The 4,313-nt window shown below is 67.0% G+C and carries 3 protein-coding genes; 2 read left to right on the plus strand and 1 reads right to left on the minus strand.

Translation table 11 applies throughout. The features are described 5' to 3' along the window. Nucleotides 1-256: 256 nt before the first annotated feature. A complete protein-coding gene (locus tag Q0581_RS09025) occupies nucleotides 257-2,641 on the minus strand; it encodes a penicillin-binding protein 1A (RefSeq protein WP_298699554.1) in 2,385 nt (794 codons plus the stop codon). Nucleotides 2,642-2,822: 181 nt separating this feature from the next. Between Q0581_RS09025 and Q0581_RS09030 the strand changes: the two genes are divergently transcribed. Both Q0581_RS09030 and cobS read left to right on the plus strand, forming a co-directional pair. After that, complete coding sequence (locus tag Q0581_RS09030) at nucleotides 2,823-3,251, plus strand: organic hydroperoxide resistance protein (RefSeq protein ID WP_298699550.1); 429 nt, start codon at nucleotides 2,823-2,825, stop codon at nucleotides 3,249-3,251. A gap of 46 nt (nucleotides 3,252-3,297) precedes the next feature. After that, on the plus strand, nucleotides 3,298-4,313 hold a 1,016-nt coding region (gene cobS, locus Q0581_RS09035; RefSeq protein WP_298699552.1), incomplete at its 3' end, for a cobaltochelatase subunit CobS.

Consider the following 4,313-nt stretch of genomic DNA (forward strand, 5'->3'; position numbering starts at 1 on the left):
CATCCAGTTTTCGTACGGCGACATCCCAGTCAAAGACGCCTCCTGAGCAGAGCGATGCTCTGCTCGATGTCGGCCTTCATGGCCTCGACATCCGGTCTCATCGCAAACTCCGCGAAAGTGTGAGGGGCCGAGATAGAGGGCCGGGAGCCTCAGGGGAAGGGATTAGGGACTGGGGACTAGGGATTATCTGAAGCGGCATGGCCGTTCGCTCGTCGAATCCAAGCCTCTCAGTCCCTAATCCCTAGTCCCTAGTCCGTCAGTACAGCCCGCTCAGATCCTCGGCCGGTTCCTTCTTGGGCGAAGGCGGCGGCGGGGCGGCGACGGGCGGGGCGGCCGGCGTTCCCGTCTTCTCCTCGGCCTCGCGACGCAGCACGTCGACATAGCGTTGCGGCCCTTCGGGAATCTCTTCCGCCGGGGTTTCCTGGACCCGGCGCTCGGTGCCGGGGCGGAAGGCTTCCTCGATGCCGTTGACGGTGCGGAAGATGGCGTTCTTGGGCCGCACGAACGGACGGGCGGGCCGTTCCTTCAGGGCGGCGGTCATGAATTCGGTGAACACTGGCACGGCCGTCGAGGCGCCCGCTTCGCCGCCGCCCAGCGAGCGGTTGTCGTCAAAGCCGATGAAGACCCCCACCACGATGTCCGTGGTGAAGCCGACGAACCAGGCCGAGCGGTATTCGTTGGTGGTGCCGGTCTTGCCCCCGACCCAGCGGCCCAGGCCGCGCGCGCTGGCGGCCGTGCCGCGCTGGACCACGCCTTCCAGCATCGAGCTGATCTGATAGGCGGTGATCGGGTCGATCACCTGGGTTCCGCGATCCTGAAGACGCGGCGATTCCTGGCCCGAGAAGCCCCGGCCGCAGTCGCGACATTGGCGGCGGTCGGCGCGATAGATGGTCTCGCCGTTCCGGTCCTGAACCATTTCGATCAGATACGGCTCGATCCGGCGCCCGCCGTTGACGAAGGCGGCATAGGCGGCCGTCAGATCATAGGGGGTGGTCTCCCCTGCCCCCAGCGACACCGACAGATTGGGTTGCAGCCGGTCCGACACCCCCATGCGCCGTCCCAGATCGACGACATTGGTCATGCCCACCTGCTGGGCCAGGCGCACGGTCATGACGTTGCGCGACAGCTCCAGCCCCCGGCGCAGGGTTTGGGGGCCATAGTATTGGCGGCTGTAGTTCTCGGGCGTCCAGCGCGAGCCGTTCGGCCCGCCGGCGAAGCTGATCGGCGCATCCAGCACGATAGAAGCGGGGGTGAAGTCGCCTTCCAGCGCCGCCGCATAGACGATGGGCTTAAACGCCGAACCCGGCTGACGCCGCGCCTGGGTCGCGCGGTTGAAGCTGCTGAGCGCATAGGAATAGCCGCCGACCATGGCCAGCACGCGGCCCGACTGCGGTTCGATGGCCACCAGGGCGCCGTTGACGGCAGGCACCTGTTTCAGGGCGAACGATCCGTTCTGCGGCTCCACGAAGATCAGGTCGCCGCGGCGCAGCTGGCGATTGGCGTTGGCCCAGGCGGCGTCCGAGGCGATTAGATTGCCCGTGCGGTCGTCACGCGCGGTGCGCACCCGCACGGTGTTGCCCGCCACGCTTTCCACCGCCGCGGCCTGCCAGCTGCGGCGCTCGGCCGGGAGGGTGCGCCTAAGGGCCGCCTGCTGCCAGCCGGGGGCGAAATCGGTCGTGCCCCACGGCCCGCGCCAGCCGTGGCGGCGGTCATAGTTCTCCAGACCCCGCATCAGGGCGTTGCGCGCCGCCGACTGGAGCGTCGGGTCCAGGGTGGTGCGCATATAATAGCCGCCGCCGTTCACATCGTCCTTGCCGAACAGGGCGATGGCGCGACGGCGCGCCTCCTCCACGAAGAAGTCGGCGTCGCGATAGGCCGCGCGCTGGGGCGCCGCATTGGTGGTCAGCGGCCGGGCCACGGCTTCCTGATATTGCGCCTCGGTCAGGAAATTGTTCTGGCGCATCTCGCCCAGAACCCAGTCGCGCCGCCCCTTGGCCGCGCCCGGATGGCGCCGGGGGTGATAGTTGTTCGGCCCCTTGGGCAGGGCCGCCAGGAAGGCCGCCTCGTCCGGGGTCAGCTGGCTGAGGTTCTTGCCGAAATAGTTGTAGGCCGCCGACGCCACCCCATAGGACCGATAGCCCAGGAAGATCTCGTTCAGATACAGTTCCAGGATCTGTTCCTTGGTCAGCACGCCTTCCAGGCGGCTGGACAGGATGGCTTCCTTCAGCTTGCGGTTCAGACTGCTTTCGCTGGTCAGCAGGACGTTCTTGGCCACCTGCTGGGTGATGGTGGACCCGCCCTCCAGACGCCGGCCCGACACGGCGTTGAACACGTTCTTGAACATGGCCCGGCCCAGGCCCGACACGTCGATGCCGCCGTGCTGGAAGAAGTTTCGGTCTTCGGCCGCCAGGAAGGCCTGAACCACCGGGGTCGGGATCTGTTCGTAGGGCACATAGATGCGCCGCTCGTCCGAGAATTCGCCGATCAGGGTGCCGTCCCCGGCATAGACGCGCGTCGCCGTGGGCGGGCGATAGTCGGCCAGTTCCGTCGCATCGGGCAGATCATGGAACAGCCAGGCCGCATAGATGGCCACGATCAGACCCGCCGCCGCGATTCCGCCCAGCAGGACGATGCCCGCCATGACGAACCACCGCTCTGCGACCTTGACGCCGATCTTGACCAAGAAACCAGACTCCGCGCCACGCGCCCCGAACGTCCGGTTTAGCCCGCGTCGCGAACCGCCGCTAGGGCGTCGATGCATCATCCCTTGGCGCCGCGCGTTTGAACCCCACATCAGACGCAGATCCTGAAGGAGACACCCCATGGAAGTCCTGTACCGCGCCCACGCCACAGCCAGCGGCGGCGGCCGCGAAGACGGCCGTTCGACCACCGACGACGGCAAGATCGATGTGAAGCTGTCCACCCCGACCGAAATGGGCGGCAAGGGCGGCGACGGCACCAACCCGGAACAGCTGTTCGCCACCGGATACGCCGCCTGCTACCTGGGCGCCCTGCGGCTGGTGTCGGGCAAGGCCGGAACGCCGGTCGCGGCCGAAACCCGCGTCCATTCCACCGTCGGATTCGGCAAGAACACCCGCGGCGAGGGCTTCAACCTGGACATCGCGCTGAAGGTCACCGACCACGGCCTGGAACAGTCCGTCATCGACGACCTGATCCAGCGCGCCCACGCGGTCTGTCCCTATTCCAACGCCACGCGCGGCAATGTCGATGTGGCCTTGAGCGCGGAATAGTCGCCGGTGTGTTGAGCCGGGCGCGCGACGGCTCTAGATGGGGCGCATGACCTCACTGCTCCCCAATTCGCCTTTAGGGGCCACGCCCGACCCTCTGCTGACCCTGGAGCCCGCCCGCCAGGCGACAGTGCGCGAGGTGTTCGGCATCGACAGCGACATGACCGTGCCGGTCTTCGCCGAGCGCGACAGCCATGTGCCCGAGATCGACGACGCCTATCGCTTCGATCCCCAGACGACGCTGGCCATCTGCGCCGGCTTCGCCCACGACCGCCGGGTGATGGTCCAGGGCTATCACGGCACCGGCAAGTCGACGCACATCGAACAGGTCGCGGCCCGCCTGAACTGGCCCCTGGTGCGGGTGAACCTGGACAGCCACGTCAGCCGCATCGACCTGGTCGGCAAGGACGCCATCGTCCTGAAGGACGGCAAACAGATCACCGAGTTCCGCGAGGGCATCCTGCCCTGGGCGATCCAGCGGCCCATCGCCCTGGTGTTCGACGAATACGACGCCGGCCGCCCCGACGTGATGTTCGTGATCCAGCGCGTGCTGGAGGCCCAGGGCCGCCTGACCCTGCTGGACCAGAACCGGGTGATCCGGCCCAACCCCTTCTTCCGCCTGTTCTCGACCACCAACACCATCGGCCTGGGCGACACCTCGGGCCTGTATCACGGCACCCAGCAGATCAATCAGGGCCAGATGGACCGCTGGTCCATCGTCACCACCCTGAACTATCTGGACCACGACGTGGAGGCCGAGATCGTCACGGCCAAGAATCCCCTGTTCAAGACCGCCGAAGGCCAGCGCCAGATCGCCGCCATGGTCCGCGTCGCCGACATGACCCGCAACGCCTTCATGAACGGCGACATCTCGACCGTCATGTCGCCCCGCACCGTCATCACCTGGGCTCAGAACGCCACCATCTTCAACGGCGACCTGGGCCTGGCCTTCCGCCTGACCTTCCTGAATAAATGCGACGAGTTGGAACGCCCGACCATCGCGGAGTTCTATCAGCGGGCGTTCGGGGAAGACCTGCCCGAGGCGGCGACGCGGGTGAAGGTGGG

The organism is uncultured Brevundimonas sp., assembly GCF_937863155.1.
In the GTDB taxonomy this organism is placed as follows: domain Bacteria; phylum Pseudomonadota; class Alphaproteobacteria; order Caulobacterales; family Caulobacteraceae; genus Brevundimonas.